Below are 19,518 nucleotides of genomic sequence, written 5' to 3' on the forward strand. Positions count from 1 at the left end.
CGTGATGACGCCAGTCCACACCCGCGGAACACCCACAGACGTCGGCCCGGCAAGATAGAGCCGTGAGTATTCAGGGAGCAACTGCAGTCGGTATCGCCAATGTGACCTCGGACGGCACCGTCCTCGACACCTGGTACCCCAGCCCCGAGCTGGGCGAGTTCACCGAAACCGGCTCCAAGCGCCTCGACGCCGGCGAGGTGCCCGAGTTCGCAGAGCTGCTCGGTGTCGACGCGGCGCGCGGGGTCGAGGTGATCGCGGTGCGCACCACGATCGCGGACCTGTCGGCCGCCCCGGTCGACGCGCACGACGTCTACCTGCGCCTGCACCTGCTCTCGCACCGTCTCGTGCAGCCGCACGGCCTCAACCTCGACGGCCAGTTCGGCCTGCTCAGCAACGTCGTGTGGACCAACCACGGCCCGTGCGCGGTCGACGGCTTCGAGCAGACCCGCCTGAAGCTGCGCGCCCGCGGCCCGGTGACGGTGCTCAGCATCGACAAGTTCCCCCGCCTGGTCGACTACGTGGTCCCCACCGGTGTGCGCATCGGCGACGCCGACCGGGTTCGCCTCGGCGCGCACCTGGCCGCGGGCACCACCGTGATGCACGAGGGTTTCGTCAACTTCAACGCGGGCACGCTGGGTAACTCGATGGTCGAGGGTCGGATCTCGGCCGGTGTCGTGGTCGGCGACGGTTCCGATGTCGGCGGCGGCGCGTCCATCATGGGCACGCTGTCCGGCGGTGGCACGCAGGTGATCTCGGTCGGCGAGCGTTCGCTGCTGGGCGCCAACTCGGGCCTCGGTATCTCGCTGGGCGATGACTGCGTGATCGAAGCCGGGCTCTACGTCACCGCGGGCACGAAGGTCACCGGCCCCGACGGCACTGTGGTGAAGGCCGCCAGTCTTTCCGGGCAGAACAACCTGCTGTTCCGCCGCAATTCCACCACCGGCGCGGTCGAGGTCGTGCCGCGCAAGGGCACCGGCGTGGAACTCAACGCGGCGCTGCACGCCAACGACTGAATATCGCTCAGCTCTTGAAGTGCGGCAGTACTTTATGTTTTCGTTACCTCCCGTGCGCGGTCCCGTTCGGGGACAGCGAATGCGGAGGGATTCACAGAGTATGAAGTTCGGAAAAATCAGTACTGCTGTATTCATGGCCGTGGCCGCGGTCGGCATCACCGCGGGCACCGCTCACGGCGCGCCCGCCGTCGCCATCGAGCAGCCCGCGGCGGCGCTGGCCGGCGTGACGGTTTCCCCGGTGGACAAGGCCATCACCTGGACCGTGGACAGCGGCAAGTTCGAGATCGCCGCCGACGGTGCCGCGGTGCTGCTCAAGGGCGCCGACGGTGCCACGGTGGACCAGGTCTCGCTGCGCCAGGAGATCGCGGGCCTGCCGATCGCGGTCACCCCCGAGATCAGCCAGGACGGCCGCGCCGTGAAGCTGGCCGCCTCGATGGCACCGGCGGATTCGGTGAAGCTGCACGACGTCGCGGAGCTGAAGGACATCAGCGCCTACGACCGCTTCATGTACCAGACCCAGAAGAACATGCCCGGCATCATCGTCGGCGGCGTCATCGGCCTGTTCTTCCCGTTCCTGTGGTTCGTCACCATCCCCGCCGGCATGTTCATCGGCGGCTATGTGATGGGCGGCGAGGAGTTCCGCGAAGCCGTGGTCGCGTACCTGACCGGCCAGCCCTGATCTTCAGCTCGCTGTAGCGACAGGCCTCGTGCTCTTCGGAGTGCGGGGCCCTTTCGCTGTGAGGCTGTCGCAGGTGGTGCTCGTGGCGTACGCTCGATAGATATACGCAACCGTATATCTGGAGGTTCGGCATGGTACTTCCCCCTGGTCAGCGCGCGATCGATGGCTTTCCTCGCTTCGGTACGCACCTGCATCACCCGCCACCGCAGGTTCCCGCGGATCCGGTGATCGAGGTCGGTGGGACGGTTAGTGAGCCCTTCGTCCTGACTACAGGCGACCTGGCCGAGTTGCCGCGGGTGGAGTTGAAAGCCGACTTCCACTGTGTGGCGGGGTGGTCTGCGACCGGGTTGCGGTGGGAGGGGATTCCGTTTGCGACGTTCTATCGACTGAGGGTGGAACCGCTTCTCGCACCGGCTGTTTCGATCACTCACGTTGTCTTCGAAGGGCTCGACGGGTATCAGTCGATTGCGCTGCTCGAAGATGCGTTGGGCGAGGATGTGCTCATTGCCGATCGGCTCGACGGGGAACCGCTGACCAGTGACCACGGTGCGCCGGTGCGGCTTGTAAGTCCGAGTCAGTATGGGTTCGTCAATACAAAACACCTGTGCCGCATCGACTTTCATACTTCCGCACCGCCGGATCCCGACCGGTTCTCGCCGTTGGCCGCGCACGCGAGGGCGCGTGTGTGGAACGAGGAGCGGCACCGGTATTTGCCCGGTCGGGTGGTGCGGCCGATTTATCACCGGTTGATCGGGCCGATCCGGGCATTGAGTGCTCGAGGAAGTCGCGAATCGACCGAGTGAAATCCGGCGCCTGCGAGTCAGACGAGCAGCTTCTTCTGGACCTTGCCCATCGCATTGCGTGGCAGTGTGTCGACGAAGCGGATTTCACGCGGGCGTTTATGGGCCGAAAGTTGTTCGCCTACATAGGCGGTCAGCTCTGTGGCGAGCGCGTCGGAACTTCCGTCGCGGGCGACGATGAAGGCCACGATGCGCTGGCCGAGATCGTCGTCGGGCAGGCCCACTACCGCGACCTCGGCGACGGCGGGGTGGCCGAGTAGGGCGGTTTCGATCTCGCCCGCGCCGATGCGGAAGCCACCGGATTTGATGAGGTCGATGGACTCGCGGCCGACGATGCGGTGGAAGTTCTCGGCGTCGATGACGGCCACGTCGCCGGTGCGGAACCAGCCGTCGTCGGTCCAGTCGCCGGTGTCGGGGCGGTTCAGATAGCCGGCGAACAGCATCGGCCCCCGAACCTGCAGGGCGCCAATGCTTTCGCCGTCGTGCGGAACGGGGTTGTCGGCTTCGTCGCGCAGGCGCGTTTCCACTCCCTGCACCGGCGTGCCGACCCAGCCTGGCCTGCGTTCGCCGTCAGCCCGGGTGGACAGGGTGATCATGGTTTCGCTCATGCCGTATCGCTCGATCGGCGCGTGGCCGGTGAGCTCGGTCAGCTTCTCGAACACCGGCACGGGCAGCGGGGCGCTTCCCGACACCAGCAAGCGGGCTTTACTCAATTCCTTGGCCAGTTCCGGCTTTTCGACGATCCGCGACCACACCGTCGGCACCCCGAAATAGAGACTGCCCGCGGCCGCCGCATACGCCTCGGGGGTCGGCTTGCCGGTGTGAATTACCGGACTACCGACCCGCAGCGGACCGAGCAATCCGAGAATCAGGCCGTGCACGTGGAACAGCGGAAGTCCGTGTACCAGTGTGTCTTTCCACGTCCAGGCCCACGCGTCGGCGAGCGCGTCGAGCCCGGCCGCGATCGCGCCGCGACTGAGCATCACGCCCTTCGGCGGGCCGGTGGTTCCCGAGGTGTAGAGGATGAACGCGATCGCGGACGGGTCCGGCTCGGCGTAGGTGTGCCAGGAACGCGCGTGCAATCGCACGGGCACCACCGGCAGATCCGTACCCTCGGGCGCCACACCCAACCAGGCCTGCGCACCCGAATCGCGCAGAATGTGTTCGCGCTCAGCGGTTCCCGAGTCCGGCGGCACCGGGATCACCGTCACGCCCGCGATCAGACACCCGACCACCGCGATCACCGTTCGCAGGGTCGGTTCGGCCAGGATCGCGACGCGGTCGGCGCGGGAAATGCGTTCCGCCACCGAAGTTGCCGCACCCAGCAGATCACTGCGCGAAACGGTGGCATCATCGATGGTGACGGCGTCGGGGATGTCAGCTCCGGCGGCGACGGCGATCGGATTCAGCGAGGCGAGCAGCAGGGGCGGACCGTAAGGCATCCGTCCACGCTAACGCGACGGGATTCGGTCCCGCGCGCCGCCGGTCCATTGACACCCCGACGACGTGATGAGACATTCTTTGTATAACTCTCTCAGCGAGAGTGCTCACCAACGAAAACGGGGTCAACGATGACCGTCCTGTCGCGCACGCGTTCCCGCAAGGCCGAACCCTTCGACATCCGCGACTACATCGACGGCGCCGCCGCCTTCTACGGCGCGACCGCGAATGTGATCATGCAGCTCAGCCTGCCCCCTGTCGGCCACGGCGTCGCGGAATCGACAGTCCACAGCGGCAGCATCCTGTTGCACCCGGTCAAACGCACCCGCACCACGCTCACCTACCTGTCGGTGGCGCTGATGGGCACCGACGACGACCGCGCGGCCTACCGCACCGCCATCAACGGCGCGCACCGCCACGTCCACTCCACCGCCGACAGCCCCGTGCGGTACAACGCCTTCGACAAGAACCTGCAACTGTGGGTGGCGGCCTGCCTGTACTGGGGCTCGATCGACGTGATGACCCGCCTCTACGGCCCCGTCGACGACACCACCGCCGACACCTTCTACGACTACGCCCACCACCTGGGCACCACCCTGCAGGTCCCCCGCGACATGTGGCCCGCCGACCGCGCCGCCTTCGACGCCTACTGGACCGAGAACCTCCCACGAACCAGCGTCGACCCCACGATCAAGGCCTACTTCGACAAGCTGCTCGACCTGAAAATGGTCACCCCACCCGTACGCGTACTCTTCGCCCCGTTCCACCGCTGGTACACCACAGGCCTACTCCCCCAACACATTCGAGACGAACTGGGCCTGACCTGGACCCCCACCGACGAACGCCGCCTGAACCGCCTACTACGTGCCACCGGCCTCCTCTGGGGCCGCACCCCCCGCATAATCCGCAACTTCCCCTTCAACGCCACCCTCGCCGACATGCGCCGCCGCCGACGCCGGGGCCGGCCCCTCATCTGACGATCAAGATCACCACGCTCTCAGCGCGGCGTTTTGTCCGAATCGCCACGCTGAGAGCGTGGTGATCAATTGTCCACCTAGGTGGGCGGCGCGCCGGGGGCGTATTGGAGGGTGATCCAGCGGGTGATGACGTCGATGACGTAGGTGCGTTCGGGGTCGGTGAGGGCGTGGCCTGCGGGGATGTCGTGCCACTTCGACAGGCAGGTTCGGCAGCAGGTCGCGGTGGCGTGTTGTGCCACGAACACGGGGTGGCCGCGGTAGGGGGTTTGCTTTCCGTCGTTGCGAGGTTCGGCGGGGGCCAGGCGGGTTCCGATCAGTTCCTCGGCGTGTTTGCGGACGGTGACGATGCCGCGCAGGTCGACGATCGCCCGGTCCCGGCCGTAGAGGCGGAACTTCGCGCGGAAGGGCTGCTGTCCGATTCGGCGCAGCTTGGCATCCAAGTCGTCCATCACCTTCGATGGTGTCACGGTTGCCGGTGCTCGGCGATAACGATCCTGGACGCAGCGGTCGGCGGCTCAGAACGGGGCTTGCTGCCACCAGTTGTCGCGGGTTTCCTCGAAGGAATGGCCCGGCCACGACACCTCTACCACCGTGTTCGCGCTGAGTGGGTTGCCGTGTTCCCTGGTCGCGAGGGTGAACGGTGCGCCGGGGTCGCGCGGGCGGTGGGCGGTGACGGTGGTGTCGGGGAGTTGGCGGGTGGCGTCTTCGGTGGTGTGCCGGGCGAGGTAGGCGTCGGCGTCGGCGGTTGTCGGGAATTCGGTGTACCAGGAGGTGACGCCGTTGGTGTCGGTGCAGGTGATCTGCTGTGCCGGGGCCGGATCACCGGGCAACACGACCAGCGACGGTGTGGCGAAGCAACTCGCTTCCCGCCAGCCGCGTCCGGTCGGGCCGGACGGGATCAGATCGGTGAAGCCCGACGCGACCGACGCGTGGCCGCCCCAGTTCGGCGGGGGTGCAACCCTGTTGGGGCGCACGAACTTCCAGTAGATCGCACCGACACCGATCACGCCGACACCGGCGACCATGGCGAGCACGATCAGGCTCACCGCGAGCACCCGCCATCGCGAGGAAACAGCAGGCTGTGGTCGATGGGCCGAGCCGAGCGGTTCGGATCGAATGAGCGTGTGGCCGGGTGCGCTGACCTCCGTGCGCGCCGACCAGCGTTCCTGAACGACAGGCCCGGATTCGCTTGCCGCAGCGTCGATGTCGGCCCGCCCCTGAGACAGTGGGGTCACCCGGCCACTGGCGATAACGCGCGAGGCAGGTCCTGCGGCTGTCATCGCCGCGTGGGCGAATTCCGCACAGCTGTCGAATCTTTCGGCGGGATCCTTCGCCATTGCTCGAGCGATGACCTCGTCGACTCCGGGTGGCAGATTGTTGATCGTCGCCGATGCGCGCGGGACGGGTTTGGTCAGGTGGGCGGCGACGACTGCGCCGGGATTGTCTGCGGGGAAAGGGCTTTCGCCGGTGAGGAGGGTGAACAGGGTGCAGGCGAGGGAGTACTGGTCGGAGCGGTGATCGACGGCGGTGCCCGAAAGTTGTTCGGGGGACGCGTAAGCCAGGGTGGCGAGGAAGGCGCCGGTGCGGGTGAGTTGGCGGGCGTCGCCGCGCAGGCGGGCGATGCCGAAGTCGGTGAGTAGCACGCGGTCACCGGTGCGGGCGGGGGCCAGCAAGATGTTGGCGGGCTTCACATCTCGGTGTAGGACGCCGCGTTCGTGGGCGTAGTCGAGTGCTTCGGCGGTGTGGGCGATGATGCCGATCGCGCGGGCGGGATCCATCGGCTCCCTGCGGAATACCGAGGCGTCGGTGCCGTCGACGTACTGCATGGAGATCCACATCAGGCCGTCTTCGACCCCGCGATCGAGCACCGACACGATGCCGGGATGGTCCAGGTGCGCCGAGACGTCGGCCTCGCGCTCGAATCGGCCGCGCACCTCCGGGTCCGAATACAGTTCCCGGTTCAGCAGTTTCAGCGCGACCCGTCGCGGCAGGCGGGGGTGCGCCGCCAAGTACACGGTGCCCATTCCGCCGCGGCCGAGCAGCCGGTCGATCCGATACCCGGCGAACACCGTGCCCGCTGCGAACTCCACCCCGTGCATGCGTTGCCAGCCTTTCGATTTCGCGCCGATCGCATGACCCTAACCGGGCCGGGCGCCGCGGATACTGTGGCGGGTCGAGCTGTCAGTACACGACGTCGCGGCACACCGAGCTCGCACAGCGCCTGCTACACCCCTGGGCCGCGCTACGCAGCGCCGAAGCCGTGCCACCGCTCCAGTTCGGGGCACCTCGGCTACCTACCCCTGATCACCCGCACCACCGCACGCGCCCGCACGGTCGGTCATGTGCACTAACGGCCCTCACCACGGCTCTGTTCGGGTGGGCGACAACAGTACGCGCAGCTCAGGACAGCCGCTCGACGGCCTCGGCGATGCGTTCGTCGGTGGCGGTCAGTGCGATGCGGACGTGTTCGGGCGAGCGCGGACCGTAGAAATCTCCTGGGGCGGCGAGGATTCCGCGTTCGGCGAGCCAGTCGAGGGTGATGCGGCAGGGTTCGCCGCGGGTGGCCCACAGGTAGAGGCCGGCTTCGGAGAAGTCGATGCGGAAACCTGCCTGCTGCAAGGCTTTTCGCAGGATGTCGCGGCGGGCGCGGTAACGCTCGCGCTGTTCGGCCTCGTGGACGTCGTCGCTCAGGGCGGCGGTCATGGCGGCCTGGATCGGGAACGGCATGATCATGCCGGAGTGTTTGCGCACCTCGAGGAGTTCCGCGACCAGCGCGGGATCACCGGCGACGAAGCCGGCGCGGTAGCTGGCCAGGCTCGAGGTCTTCGACAGGGAGTGGATGGCCAACAGTCCCGTGTGGTCGCCGTCGCTCACGCGCGGGTCCAGGATCGAGACGGCCTCGCCTTCCCAGGTCAGGCCCAGGTAGCACTCGTCGGAGGCGATGATCGCGCCGCGCTCGCGGGCGAACGCCACCACCTTGCGCAGGTGCTCGATGGGCAGCACCTTGCCGGTGGGGTTGGACGGGGAGTTCACGAAGATCAGGGCCGGGTTCTGCGGGCCGATCTGGGTGAGACCGTCTGCGCGCCAAGGCTTCGCGCCCGCCAGCAGCGCGCCGACTTCGTAAGTCGGGTAGGCGATCTCGGGGATCACCACCAGATCGTCGGGGCCCAGACCCAGCAGCCGCGGCAGTCCGGCGATCAGCTCTTTGGTGCCGATCACCGGCAGCACGGCCGCCGGGTCGACGCCGGTGACGCCGAACCGACGCGCCAGTGCGGCGACGGCGGCGGCGCGCAGCTCAGGGGTGCCGTGCGTGGTCGGATAGCCGGGAACAGCCGCCACCGAACTCAGGGCGGCCCGGATCACCGGATCGACCGGGTCCACCGGCGTACCGACGGACAGGTCGACCAGGCCACCCGGATGCGCGGCCGCCTTCTGCTTCACCGCGGCGATCGTGTCCCACGGAAAATCAGGCAGCAGACCGCTCACACGACCACGCGTGGGCACCCCCGCGCTCACTCTTCGGCCATCGGGGGCAGCGCCTTGATGAAGGCGGGATCGAAATCGACCACACCGACCTTGGTCGCGCCACCGGGGGATCCCAGTTCGTTGAAGAAGTCGACGTTGGCGTTGATGTAACCGCTCCACTGGTCCGGAGTGTCGTCCTCGTAGAAGATCGCCTCCACGGGGCAGACCGGCTCACACGCACCACAGTCCACGCACTCGTCGGGTTGGATGTAGAGCATGCGACCGCCCTCGTAGATGCAATCCACGGGGCATTCCTCGATGCACGCCTTGTCCTTCACGTCAACGCACGGTTCAGCGATGATGTACGGCACTGCCGTTCTCCTAGTCTGTCCTCACCTGCGGGGTAACTCCGCCCCCGAAACAGTATCCCGACCGCCCACATTACTCCCAGGTCAGCCTGCCCTAACTCATCCGATCGTCAAGGGCAGTGGCGCGGGCCTGGATTCCACCACTCCGTAGGTGGTCGTGCGCTCGCGGACCGGGCGGTTGATGCCCGCGGCGATGTCGGTGAGTTCGGCGACGGTTTTGGCGGAGCCGTGTTGGGATCCGGCCATGCGGGAGATGGTTTCCTCCATCAGGGTGCCGCCCAGGTCGTTGGCGCCGCCGGTGAGCATGGCCTGGGTACCCAGGGTTCCCAGTTTCACCCAGCTGGTCTGGATGTTGTGGATGCGGCCGTGCAGCATGATGCGGGCCAGGGCGTGCACGGCGCGGTTGTCGCGGTTGGTCGGGCCCGGTCGCGCGGCGCCCGCCAGGTACAGCGGCGCGCTCTGGTGCACGAACGGCAGCGGCACGAATTCGGTGAAACCGCCTGTCTCGTCCTGGATTCCGCGCAGCACGCGCAGGTGACCGACCCAGTGTTTCGGGTTGTCGACGTGGCCGTACATCATCGTCGAACTCGACGGGATGCCCAGTTTGTGCGCGGTGGTGATGACCTCGATCCAGGCCGAGGTGGGCAGTTTGCCCTTGGTGAGCACCCAGCGGACCTCGTCGTCGAGGATTTCCGCGGCGGTGCCGGGGATCGAGCCCAGTCCGGCTTCTTTCAGCGCCGACAGCCACTCGTGGATGCTCTGACCGCCGCGCGAGGCGCCGTTGACGATCTCCATCGGGCTGAACGCGTGCACGTGCATGTCCGGGACCCGGGCCTTGATGGCGCGGACCAGGTCGGCGTAGCCGGTGACCGGCAGTTCGGGGTCGATGCCGCCCTGCATACAGATCTCGGTGGCGCCGTCGACGTGGGCTTCCCACGCCCGGTCGGCGACCTCGTCGGTGCTCAGGGTGAACGCGTCGGCGTCGCCCTTGCGTTGGGCGAAGGCGCAGAACCGGCATCCGGTGTAGCAGATGTTGGTGAAGTTGATGTTCCGGTTGATCACGTAGGTGACGTCGTCGCCGGAGACCTCGCGACGCAGTGAATCCGCCAGCGCCGCAACGGCTTCCATGTTCGCGCCGTCGGCGGTCGCCAGGGCGAGATACTGGTCGTCGGACAGGCCCGCCGGGTCTTTTTCCGCGGCGCGCAGGGCGTCGAGGACTTCGGAATCCAGGCGCTCGGGTGCGACGACGGCCAGGTCGCGGGCGTGTTCGCGGATGGTTTCCCAGTCACCGAACGCGCCGACTACTTCCTGGCCGAGGCCGGAATCGCTGCGGCTGTCGGTGTTTCGGCCCTCGGTGTCGATGGCGGTGTTGAGGTCGACGCGGCCGACCGAGTCCCACGACTCGTCGGGTTCCTGCCACGGCAGGCCGACCGGCATCGCGTCCGGCCGGGCCAGACCGGTCGCGGGATCGGTGAGCGCGTCGACGTGGGCGCCGATCCGCGGGTCGATCCAAGGATGGCCCGCGCGAACGTATTTCGGGTGCGCGGAGGTGCGTTCCACCAGGGCGAATCCGGCTGCCTCGGTGATCTCACGCAAGGTGTCCAGGTTCGGCCACGGCCGTTCGGGATTGACGTGATCCACCGTCACCGGCGACACCCCGCCCCAGTCATCGATACCCGCGTCGATCAACGCACGGCAATCGCTGTGCGACACCAGGTTCGGCGGCGCCTGCACCGGAACATCGGGTCCGAGAAGCAATCTCGTCACCGCCACGGTCGCCAAGAACTCCGCGACATCGGCGTCGGGAACATCGCGCATGGCGGTGTCGTCCTTGGCCCGGAAGTTCTGCACGATCACTTCCTGGATGTGACCGAACTCCCTGTGCTGCTTGCGAATCGCCATGATCGACTCGGCACGTTCGGTGAGATTCTCGCCGATGCCGACCAGGATGCCGGTGGTGTACGGCACCGAGAGTCGGCCCGCGTCGGTGATCGACCGCAGCCGCACCGCCGGATCCTTGTCGGGACTGCCGTAATGGCATTCGCCCTTGTCGGTGAACAGCCGGGTCGCGGTGGTTTCCAGCATCATGCCCATGGACTGGGCGACCGGCTTGAGCCGGGAGATCTCGTTCCAGCTCATCACGCCGGGGTTCAGATGCGGCAGCAGGCCGGTTTCCTCGAGCACGAGGATGGACACGGCACGCAGGTAGTCCAGAGTGGAGTCGTAGCCGCGTTCGTCGAGCCACTGCGCGGCCTCGGGCCAACGGTCTTCGGGCCGGTCACCGAGGGTGAACAGGGCCTCCTTGCAGCCCAGCGCGGCACCCTGACGGGCGATGTCCAGCACCTCGTCGGGTTCGAGGAACATGCCCTTGCCGTCGGCGCGCAGCTTGCCCGGCACCGTCACGAACGTGCAGTAGTGGCACTTGTCCCGGCACAGCTTGGTCAGCGGGATGAACACATTGCGCGAGTAGCTGATCGTGCGTGGGCGCCCCGCCGATTCCAGGCCGGCGTCGCGCACCCTGGCGGCGCTGGCGCACAGATCGACCAGGTCGTCGCCGGTGGCGTGCAGCAGCACGGTGGCCTCGTCGACATTCAACGTGACGCCGTCGCGGGCCCGGCGCAGGGCCCGACGCATCGCGGCGGGATTCGGCGGCGGCATCGGAACGCTCGGCTTCGGCAAGTCGGTCACCCCGTCGATCATGCGCTACTTCTTCCCGGGACGTGTGGTCGGCTGGTCGCGCGCGTCCTCGTCGACCACAACCTCGCACGCGAGCGCGCATATTCCCGACAGCGTGAACCGCACGCCCGCTCGTGGAACCATGGGCACATGTCGTTGCCGCGCTCCACCATCCTGGCCGAACCGGCCTGGCGTCCCAGTTCCAAGGCCAAGCTGCTGTGGGCGCTGGAGAACGCGATCGGGGTGGTCATCGCGTTCGTGGCGCTGGCGGTGTGGGCGGTGCTGGATGACACGCACCGTGAATGGCAGGTGGTCGCGGGGCTGGCTGCCGCGGCGCTGGCGGTGGTGGCCGTGGTCGTGATTCCCGCGTGGCGGTTCGCTGTGCATCGCTGGGAGGTCACCGATGAGGCCGTGTACACGCGGGTGGGGTGGCTGGATCAGGAGTCGCGGGTCGCGCCGATCTCGCGGGTGCAGACCGTGGACACCGAGCGTGGACCGTTGGAACGGATGCTGGGATTGGCGACGGTCACGGTGACCACCGCGTCGTCGGCGGGGGCGGTGAAGATCAGTGCGCTGGATCGCCCGGTCGCCGAGGAGACGGTGGTGCGGTTGACCGCGATCGCGGCGCAGCACCGTGGGGACGCGACGTGACCCAGCCCCACGACGTGACCCAGCCCGTGGAATGGCAGCGTCTGGATCCGCGCATGTTGCTGGTGTATCCGGTCACCGAGATCGTGAAATACATTCCGGTGCTGCTCGGCACAGTCATCGTCGGCACGACCAGCGGTAACCCGCTGTGGAGTCTGATCCCGGTGACGCTGGTCGCGGCGTTCGGTGTGGCGCGCTGGTTCACCACGACGTATCGGATCGACGCCGATCATGTGCAGTTGCGCAGCGGGATCGTGCAGCGGCGGACGCTGTCGGTGCCGCGGCCGCGCATTCGGTCGGTGGATGTGGAAGCCGATGTGCTGCACCGGGTTCTGGGGTTGGCGGTGTTGGCGATCGGGACCGGGAATCAGGCGGCCAAGGGGGAAGAATTCAAACTCGACGCGCTCGACAAGAGTCGCATCCCGGCGCTGCGATCCGAATTACTCTCGCACACAAGCGAGCACCGCCCCGAGTCTGTCGAATCTGTTGGGATGCCTCATGATTCGAATACAGAAACCGGTGTCGAGATCGGGCACTGGCAGGCGGCATGGGTGCGATACGCGCCGCTATCGCTGACCGGTCTGGCGATCTTCGCGCCGATCGTGGGCCTGGCCGCACAGTACGGGTTCATCGAGATGATCTCGAAAAGCTCTGCGGTGCAAGGCCTCGGCGACAACAGCGTGGCCGGAGTAGCCATCGTCATCGTCGGCCTGACCGCGCTGTCGCTGGTGTTGGTGAGCCTGGCCGCGTGCGCGCACTACCTCGCCACCTGGTTCGGCCTGCGCGTGCTCGACAACGGCACCACCCTGCACCTGCGCCACGGCCTGTTCACCACCCGCCAGATCACCCTCGACCTGGCCCGCTTCCGCGGCGCCACCCTCAACGAACCGCTGCTGCTGCGCGCCGCCCGTGCCGCCCAGTTGGAAATGATCATGACCGGCGAGAATCCGCGCCAGAAGATCCTCCCGCAGGCCCCACGCGTCGCGGTCGAACGCACCCTCGACGAACTCCTGCGCACCCGCCGCCGCCCACACGCGTCAACGGCGAATTCGACTGCACCCCAGCCGATTACCGGCACCACCTTGGGCACCATCGCACTCCACCGACACGGCCCCGCAGCCCGACGCCGCCGCTACATCCGCGCACTGTTCCCGGTCGCAGTCCTGGCCGCAGCCATGCTCGCCCTCACCCTCACCGGCCGCCACCTCCCCCCGTGGACCTGGGCTATCCCCCTGACCCTCGCCCTGGTCATGGCGGCCCTGGCCGAAGACCGCTACCGAGGCCTCGGCCACCGCGTCCTTCCTGGCACCACCGGCCCCACCTGGCTGATCACCCGCAGCGGCAGCCTCGACCGCAACCGCGACTGCCTCGAATCCCCCGGCATCATCGGATGGACTGTGCGCCAAACCTTTTGGCAGCGTCGATCCGGCCTCGCCACCGTCATAGCTGCCACCGCGGCGGGCAAGAAGGCCTACCAGGTCATCGATATCCCGATCGACGAAGCCGCCACCCTGATCGAAGCAGTGACCCCCGGTCGCCTGGGCACACGCTGACGACAGGCCGTACAACAGCGAGGAGAAGTAATGCCGAGCTCGACGGAATACCAGTCGGTGTGGACCAGGCCCGCGCCCGAACCCCGCGACCAGCCGACCTTGAGCCGCGACCAGATCGTCGCCGAGACCATCGCCCTGCTCGACGCCGACGGCTTCGACGCGTTGAGTATGCGCAAACTCGGCGCACGACTGGGCGCAGGCGCGACCTCGCTGTACCTGCACGTGGCCAACAAGGACGAACTGCTGGAACTGGTCGTGGACCAGGTGATCGGTGAAGTACCAACGCCCACACCGGATCCCGTGCGCTGGCGCGAGGTGATGCACGAGCAGGTCAACGGCTTGCGGGCCACCATGCTGGCCCATCCGTGGATCACCGTGGTGCTCAGCAGCGCCGCCCTGACCTACCTCGGCCCCAACATGATGCGCCTGACCGACTCGATGATCGCGATCGTGGAAGCCGCGGGTTTCGACGACGAGGTCACCGACATCACCACCAACACCGTGTTCGAGTTCGTCGTCGGTTCGTGCGGGAACGAGGCCGCGATGCGCATGACCATCGCGCGCAGCGGTCTGCCCGCTCAGCAGTGGGCCGACCAGGTGATGGCGGCCAGCATCACCGCGTCACGGCAGTATCCGCGCCTGCACAAGCGCTACACCCAGCAGCGATCGCAGATCGTCGAGGAAGCCGCGGGTGGTCTGCGCAGCCGCTTCACCCAGGCCGTCGACCTGATTCTCGACGGCGCGGTGGCACGGCAGGCGCGATAGGCGCGGCGTAGCGTTCGAAGCGATCGCCGTGCCGCCGACGCAAGGGGTGTTGCCGTGCAGTTCACCGAGATCATCGAGACCGCGGGCCAGGTCCTGGACGCCGCGGGCGTGGCCGCCATCGTCATCGGCGGGCTGGTCGGCACGATCCGGTTCCTGCGGCAACTGGCCGGGCACCAGGAGTTCGACCTCGCCTATCGCACGTATCGGCGGGGACTGGGCCGGGCGATTCTGTTGGGGCTGGAGTTCCTGGTCGCCGCCGACATCATCCGCACCGTGGCCATCGCACCCAGTTTCACCAGCGTCGGCGTGCTGGCGCTGATCGTGCTGGTGCGCACGTTCCTGAGCTATTCGCTGGAACTCGAACTCACCGGCCAGTGGCCGTGGCAGAAAAAGGCCACCTAGCGGGAGTTCGAGCGGTAATACAGGTAGGCCGCGGGTGCGAGCACACCGCAGGCGAACAGCAGCAGGGTACGGCCGTCGCTGCCGAGCATGATGTCGCCGCCGGGCCCGCGCGAGGCGCAGACCAGGAACCCGAACACCCACACCACGATCGGGGCGAACGTGAAGCCGATCCGGTCGGTCACCGACTCCATGCCGTAGACCAGCGCGATGTTGATCGGCGCGGCCAGCAGCGCCGACACCGGGAACGGCACCGAGCCGATGTAGGTGGGCAGGAACAGCACTTCCACGGCCAGGGTGATCAGCGCGTTCAGCAGCAGCAGCACCACGATCAGGCCCGAGATCAGCGGGTCGGGCAGTGCCAGGCGGGAGGTCCGCAGCACGGCGGTGGGCTGATCGGAGGCGGTGACCATGGTCCGGAGTCTATTCGGCCGGGTGCGCCAGCTGCGCCGCACGCGCCCCGGAGAAGCGCCAGCCGATCAGCAGCGCGGGCACGATGATCACCAGACTCGCCACCGTCCAGGTGCCCACCGGGCGGTCGATCGCCATCAACACCAGCACCGTGAACAGGAAGATCAGCGTCGCCACCCCGGTATAGGGCGCGCCGATCATGCGGAACGCGGGCCGTTCGATCTGCCCCTGTTTCCACATCCGGTACATCCGCAGCTGACACAGCACGATCGTGGCCCACGACGACAGGATGCCCAGCGACGCCATGTTCAGCACGATCTCGAACGCCTGATCGGGCACGAATCCGTTGAGCACCACGCCCAGCAGCGCGATACCGAAGGTGAGCAGGATGCCGCCGTAGGGCACGCCGTGACCGCTCATCACCGAGGTGAACTTGGGCGCGCTGCCCCGCATGGACATCGAACGCAGGATCCGTCCGGTGGAATACAACCCGGCGTTGAGACTGGAGAACGCCGCGGTGAGCACCACGATGTTCATCAGCGAACCGATACCGGGCACGCCCAGCGCGGCGAAGAACGTGACGAACGGGCTCTCCCCCGCGTGATAGGAGGTGTACGGCATGAGCAGCCCGAGCAGCAGCAGCGAACCGACGTAGAACACCGCGATCCGCACGATCACCGAGTTGATCGCCTTGGGCATCAGCTTCTCGGGGTCCTTGGTCTCACCCGCGGCCGTGCCGACCAATTCGACTGCGGCATAGGCGAAGATGACGCCCGAGGTGACCGTGACCAGCGGCAGGATGCCGGTCGGGAACAGGCCGCCGTGTTCGGTGATCACCGGAACGCCCGTCGGTTCACCGCGAATGGTGAAGCGGCCCAACAGGAACACCGTGCCGATCACCAGGAACGCGCACAGCGCGGTCACCTTCACCAGCGCCGCCCAGAACTCCAACTCACCGAAAGCCTTGACGCTCACCAGGTTCACGATCAACACGATCACCAACGCGATCAGCGCCAGCACCCACTGCGGCACCGAGGTCATCGGCTGCCAGTAGTGGAAATACAGTGCGATGGCGGTGGAGTCGGCGATGCCGGTCATCGACCAGTTCAGGAAGTACATCCAACCCGCGACGAAAGCTGCTCTCTCCCCGAGGAATTCGCGCGCGTAGGACACGAACGAACCCGAGGTCGGGCGGTGCAGCACCAGCTCGCCCAGTGCGCGCAGGATGAAGAACACGAACACGCCGCACACCGCGTACACGATCCACAGCGCGGGTCCGGCGCTGGCCAAGCGGCCACCCGAACTCAGGAACAGGCCCGTGCCGATCGCGCCGCCGATGGCGATCATCATCAGCTGACGTTTGCCCAGGGATTTGTGATACCCCTCGTCTTCGGCGTCGAGTTTCGGTCGATCACCCACAGCGCTCATGACACGCCACCCATCGTGCGAAACACCCGTGTACGCGGACACCGGAACGCTACCGGCAACCGCGCGGCCACGCACGGGCAACCCTGTGGCTAGCGACTCAATCGAGACCGGCGAACAGGTCGTGCTCGAACCCGTCCGCGCCGACCGGCCCCCGCGTGCCGCGCACCAGGGTGAAGTGCTCCTCCGGCAGGACCGGCAGGGCGATGTTGTTCGACAGAGCGAATTCCCGGCCACTGGGCGCGACGGTGACCTGGGTGGCGTGCGCGCGCATGGCGGCGCGCTTGGCCGCGACCACGTCGGAGACGTCGACCACGGTGGTCACTCCGCTGGTGGACATGCCCGCCAGCTCGGCTTCGGTGGGTAGGCGCCAGCCCGCGGGCAGGGCGCCGGGTAGCTCGTCGACGGTGCGACGGGCCAGCGCGGCGGTGTGCTGGCGCAGCAGGTCGCCGTCGGTGACGGTCCAGTAGAACTTGGGCACGTCCCAGCCCTGTTCGGCGGCGGCCGCCACCGCGAGGGTGGTGATCTCGTGCGCGCGGATGTGGTCGGGATGGCCGTAGCCGCCGCGCGGGTCGTAGGTGACCACCACCTGCGGGCGCAGTTCCAGGATCACCGCGACGAGTTCGTCGACCGCCGCGTCACCGGAGTGCACGAAGGCCCGCGGGTTCGCCGCCGACGGGGTGCCCGCCATGCCGGAATCGCGCCATCGGCCGGGGCCGCCGAGGAAGTGCGGCTCGCCCGCGTCCAGCGCGGACAGGGCGGCGGTGAGTTCGCTGATGCGGTAACCGCCGAGTTGGTCGGCTTCCGCGGCGATCAGACGCGACCAGCGTTCGCCGATGACTTCGCCTTCCTCGCCGAGCGTGCACGTCACCACGGTGACCGGGACGCCCTGGCTGCGGTAATGCGCGATAGTGCCACCGGTGGTGAGGGTTTCGTCATCGGGGTGCGCGTGCACCAGCAGCAGTCCGCCGGTCATGGAATCCTCCGCCACTGCGCCGTGTCACCGAAGATGCCGACCTGGATCGCGCCCGACAGCGACACACCGTCCACGCGAGGACCGGCCGCCGCGACGACGTTGTCCTGCACGATCGGCAGCACCGTGGCCAGCTCCCACAGCCGCGGCTCGGCCTCGGCCAGCACGCGCGGCACATCGATGCCGCGCAGCGCCTCGTCGATGGGGAACTGCAGCGTCGGGTCGCACACGCCGCCGATGTTGCTGGGCGCCTTGCGATATGCCTCCGCCGCGGCCAACACCGGACCGTCCGCGCCCGCCGGCGCGGTCGGCGCGCAGCCGTAGCGCGAGGCCAGCGCCGTGCCGGGATCGCCGCCCGCCAACTCCCAGCCCACGATCGCGTCGACCGAGGATTCGGTGAGGTCCTTGCCGTACAGCTCGTCGGCGGCCATCGCGCGCACGGTGGCATCGATTCCGGCACTGCGCAATTGGTCGGTGGCGGTATTGGCCACCGCCAGCGCTGACGCGTCGTCGCTGACCACGCCGATCCGCACCGACAATCCCTTGCCGTTGCGGGCCACCGAACGTGGTTGTGGCGCAGGCGAAGTCGGCGAACCGGTCTGCGGCGTCTCCGGTGCGCGGCCGAAACCGGCCTCGGCCAGCAGCGCGAACGCCTCGTCGGTGTTCATCCGCGGCGGCGCGGTCGGCACGTAGTCGGGGCTGGACGGCGGAAGTACTTGCGCGCGTGCGGGTTCCACCCAGCCGCCGGTCTGCGCACCGACGGTGGCCAGCAGGGCCGGGTCGAGCAGTGCCAGCACCGCCTTGCGCACCCGGACGTCGGCGAGGTCGCCGGAACGTCCGTTGAGCGCGAGTTGCAGTTCGCGGGCCTGCGGCATGATCGTGGTCCGCACCGACGGGATCGCGGCCAGTTGCGCCTGCGTGGCCACGCCGCCGTGCACCAGCGCCATCTGCGCGTCGCCGGTGCGCAACGATTCGGCCAGCTGCGAGGGGGTGCCGCCGCGCCGGAACTGGATCTGATCCGGAGAGGCGGGGGTGCCCCAGAAGCGGTCGTTGCGTTCGAGCAGGATCTCGTCGCGTCCGCGATCCACCGACTTGATCGTGAAATTGCCGCCCGAGACCGGGATCTTGTCGACCAGGCCGCTGGTGAACCCGCCGGGGGAATCCTTGACCAGGTGCGAGGGCAGCAGGTTCGAGAACAGTTCCCGCCAGGCCGGATACGGCTGGGTCATGGTCACGGTGACGGTCTTGCCGCCGCCCGAGGACGCCACGTCCGAGATCAGCCGATAGCCGGCCGGGTCGACCACGCCGGGCTGGCTGATCATCTGCTGCCACAGGAACCGGAAATCCTCGGCGGCGATCGGCGCGCCGTCGGACCAATTGGCCTGATTGCGCAGGGTGTAGGTGATGGTGAAGGGCTCGTGGGCGGTCACGTCGGCCGACACGATCAGCGCGGAATCGGGCACCCAGTCGACCAGACCGGGATGCACGGGCGTGGGCGCGGCGCGGAACGGACTGGGCAGCACCATCGAACTGACCGCACTGGTCGCGGGTGACTGATCCGAGCGCAGATGCGGGTTGAAGCCGATGCCGATGTCGTCGATCGCGACCACGACGGTGTTCTTGCCCGGCTTGGCGGTGGTGGTCTTCGGCGAGTCGGTGGACTCGATCGGCGGTGGCGGATTCGCCGTGCACCCGGCCACGACCGCCGTCGAGGCGATCATTGCCAACACCATCGCGCGCCACCCTGCGCGCCGCCCCAAGCTCACCTTGCGCACTCTACCCAACCGTTCGATCGACTGTCGTTCGGCCACATCAGGCCCACAAAAAGGCGTGGGGCCGGGGCCATGGAGGAAACCCGCCGCCGCCCGTGGTTATAAGCCGTAGTTAGCGGCGGCCGTGTAACGGGCCGTGCGACGCGACCGGTGG

At 67.7% G+C, this 19,518-nt stretch carries 18 protein-coding genes; 8 read left to right on the top strand and 10 right to left on the bottom strand.

Features of this window, described 5'->3' with window-relative positions; genetic code table 11:
* Positions 1-62: 62 nt before the first annotated feature.
* The 3 genes from dapD to ACFWU5_RS04835 all read left to right on the top strand — a co-directional run bounded on the left by dapD (position 63) and on the right by ACFWU5_RS04835 (position 2,495).
* On the top strand, positions 63-1,013 hold the full coding sequence (dapD, locus tag ACFWU5_RS04825; RefSeq protein WP_379266175.1) for a 2,3,4,5-tetrahydropyridine-2,6-dicarboxylate N-succinyltransferase: 951 nt from the start codon (positions 63-65) through the stop codon (positions 1,011-1,013).
* Positions 1,014-1,113: 100 nt separating this feature from the next.
* Positions 1,114-1,692 (top strand): hypothetical protein, encoded by a 579-nt coding sequence (locus ACFWU5_RS04830; RefSeq protein ID WP_379266176.1) that lies wholly within the window; start codon positions 1,114-1,116, stop codon positions 1,690-1,692.
* 131 nt (positions 1,693-1,823) lie between these two features.
* Complete coding sequence (locus ACFWU5_RS04835) at positions 1,824-2,495, top strand: molybdopterin-dependent oxidoreductase (RefSeq protein WP_379266177.1); 672 nt, start codon at positions 1,824-1,826, stop codon at positions 2,493-2,495.
* A gap of 17 nt (positions 2,496-2,512) precedes the next feature.
* Here ACFWU5_RS04835 and ACFWU5_RS04840 read toward each other — a convergent pair whose 3' ends face one another.
* Positions 2,513-3,934 (bottom strand): acyl-CoA synthetase, encoded by a 1,422-nt coding sequence (locus ACFWU5_RS04840; protein WP_379266178.1) that lies wholly within the window; start codon positions 3,932-3,934, stop codon positions 2,513-2,515.
* Between the two features lie 129 nt (positions 3,935-4,063).
* On the opposite strand from ACFWU5_RS04840, the gene ACFWU5_RS04845 reads away from it, so the two are divergent.
* Positions 4,064-4,909, top strand: coding sequence for an oxygenase MpaB family protein (locus tag ACFWU5_RS04845; protein ID WP_379266179.1), 846 nt, complete (start codon positions 4,064-4,066; stop codon positions 4,907-4,909).
* Positions 4,910-4,986: 77 nt separating this feature from the next.
* Here the strand turns inward: ACFWU5_RS04845 and ACFWU5_RS04850 are convergent, their stop codons facing one another.
* From ACFWU5_RS04850 to ACFWU5_RS04870, 5 genes are all read right to left on the bottom strand, one after another.
* A complete protein-coding gene (locus tag ACFWU5_RS04850; protein WP_379266180.1) occupies positions 4,987-5,358 on the bottom strand; it encodes a DUF4186 domain-containing protein in 372 nt (123 codons plus the stop codon).
* A 66-nt stretch (positions 5,359-5,424) separates the two neighbouring features.
* Positions 5,425-7,008 carry a serine/threonine-protein kinase gene (locus ACFWU5_RS04855; protein ID WP_379266181.1) on the bottom strand — a complete coding sequence of 528 codons (1,584 nt, stop codon included), beginning with the start codon at positions 7,006-7,008 and terminating at the stop codon, positions 5,425-5,427.
* Between the two features lie 301 nt (positions 7,009-7,309).
* Positions 7,310-8,395, bottom strand: a complete 1,086-nt coding sequence (gene dapC, locus ACFWU5_RS04860) for a succinyldiaminopimelate transaminase (RefSeq protein ID WP_379266182.1) — start codon at positions 8,393-8,395, stop codon at positions 7,310-7,312.
* A gap of 26 nt (positions 8,396-8,421) precedes the next feature.
* On the bottom strand, positions 8,422-8,745 hold the full coding sequence (fdxA, locus tag ACFWU5_RS04865) for a ferredoxin (RefSeq protein ID WP_056813450.1): 324 nt from the start codon (positions 8,743-8,745) through the stop codon (positions 8,422-8,424).
* A gap of 96 nt (positions 8,746-8,841) precedes the next feature.
* Positions 8,842-11,442: a bifunctional FO biosynthesis protein CofGH gene (locus tag ACFWU5_RS04870; RefSeq protein ID WP_379266183.1), complete on the bottom strand. Its 2,601-nt coding sequence runs from the start codon at positions 11,440-11,442 to the stop codon at positions 8,842-8,844.
* Positions 11,443-11,568: 126 nt separating this feature from the next.
* Between ACFWU5_RS04870 and ACFWU5_RS04875 the strand changes: the two genes are divergently transcribed.
* Genes ACFWU5_RS04875 through ACFWU5_RS04890 form a run of 4 tightly spaced genes read left to right on the top strand, consistent with a single transcriptional unit; the run spans position 11,569 to position 14,786 of the window.
* Positions 11,569-12,069: a PH domain-containing protein gene (locus ACFWU5_RS04875; RefSeq protein WP_379266184.1), complete on the top strand. Its 501-nt coding sequence runs from the start codon at positions 11,569-11,571 to the stop codon at positions 12,067-12,069.
* Between the two features lie 53 nt (positions 12,070-12,122).
* A complete protein-coding gene (locus tag ACFWU5_RS04880; RefSeq protein WP_379266225.1) occupies positions 12,123-13,619 on the top strand; it encodes a PH domain-containing protein in 1,497 nt (498 codons plus the stop codon).
* A gap of 30 nt (positions 13,620-13,649) precedes the next feature.
* Positions 13,650-14,384, top strand: coding sequence for a TetR/AcrR family transcriptional regulator (locus ACFWU5_RS04885; RefSeq protein ID WP_379240027.1), 735 nt, complete (start codon positions 13,650-13,652; stop codon positions 14,382-14,384).
* 54 nt (positions 14,385-14,438) lie between these two features.
* Positions 14,439-14,786, top strand: a complete 348-nt coding sequence (locus tag ACFWU5_RS04890) for a DUF1622 domain-containing protein (RefSeq protein WP_379240026.1) — start codon at positions 14,439-14,441, stop codon at positions 14,784-14,786.
* On the opposite strand, the gene ACFWU5_RS04895 is transcribed toward ACFWU5_RS04890, so the two are convergent.
* The 4 genes from ACFWU5_RS04895 to ACFWU5_RS04910 form a co-directional block, all read right to left on the bottom strand.
* Positions 14,783-15,196 carry a hypothetical protein gene (locus ACFWU5_RS04895; RefSeq protein WP_379266185.1) on the bottom strand — a complete coding sequence of 138 codons (414 nt, stop codon included), beginning with the start codon at positions 15,194-15,196 and terminating at the stop codon, positions 14,783-14,785. The genes ACFWU5_RS04890 and ACFWU5_RS04895 overlap by 4 nt on opposite strands.
* Before the next feature lie 10 nt (positions 15,197-15,206).
* A complete protein-coding gene (locus tag ACFWU5_RS04900; protein ID WP_379266186.1) occupies positions 15,207-16,622 on the bottom strand; it encodes an amino acid permease in 1,416 nt (471 codons plus the stop codon).
* A 97-nt stretch (positions 16,623-16,719) separates the two neighbouring features.
* On the bottom strand, positions 16,720-17,595 hold the full coding sequence (gene mshB / locus ACFWU5_RS04905) for an N-acetyl-1-D-myo-inositol-2-amino-2-deoxy-alpha-D-glucopyranoside deacetylase (RefSeq protein ID WP_379240023.1): 876 nt from the start codon (positions 17,593-17,595) through the stop codon (positions 16,720-16,722).
* Positions 17,592-19,325: an ABC transporter family substrate-binding protein gene (locus ACFWU5_RS04910; protein WP_379240937.1), complete on the bottom strand. Its 1,734-nt coding sequence runs from the start codon at positions 19,323-19,325 to the stop codon at positions 17,592-17,594. Before ACFWU5_RS04910 ends, mshB begins: the two co-directional genes overlap by 4 nt.
* Positions 19,326-19,518 lie beyond the last annotated feature (193 nt).

It is taken from the genome of Nocardia sp. NPDC058640, from assembly GCF_042716995.1.
Taxonomy (GTDB): Bacteria; Actinomycetota; Actinomycetes; order Mycobacteriales; family Mycobacteriaceae; genus Nocardia.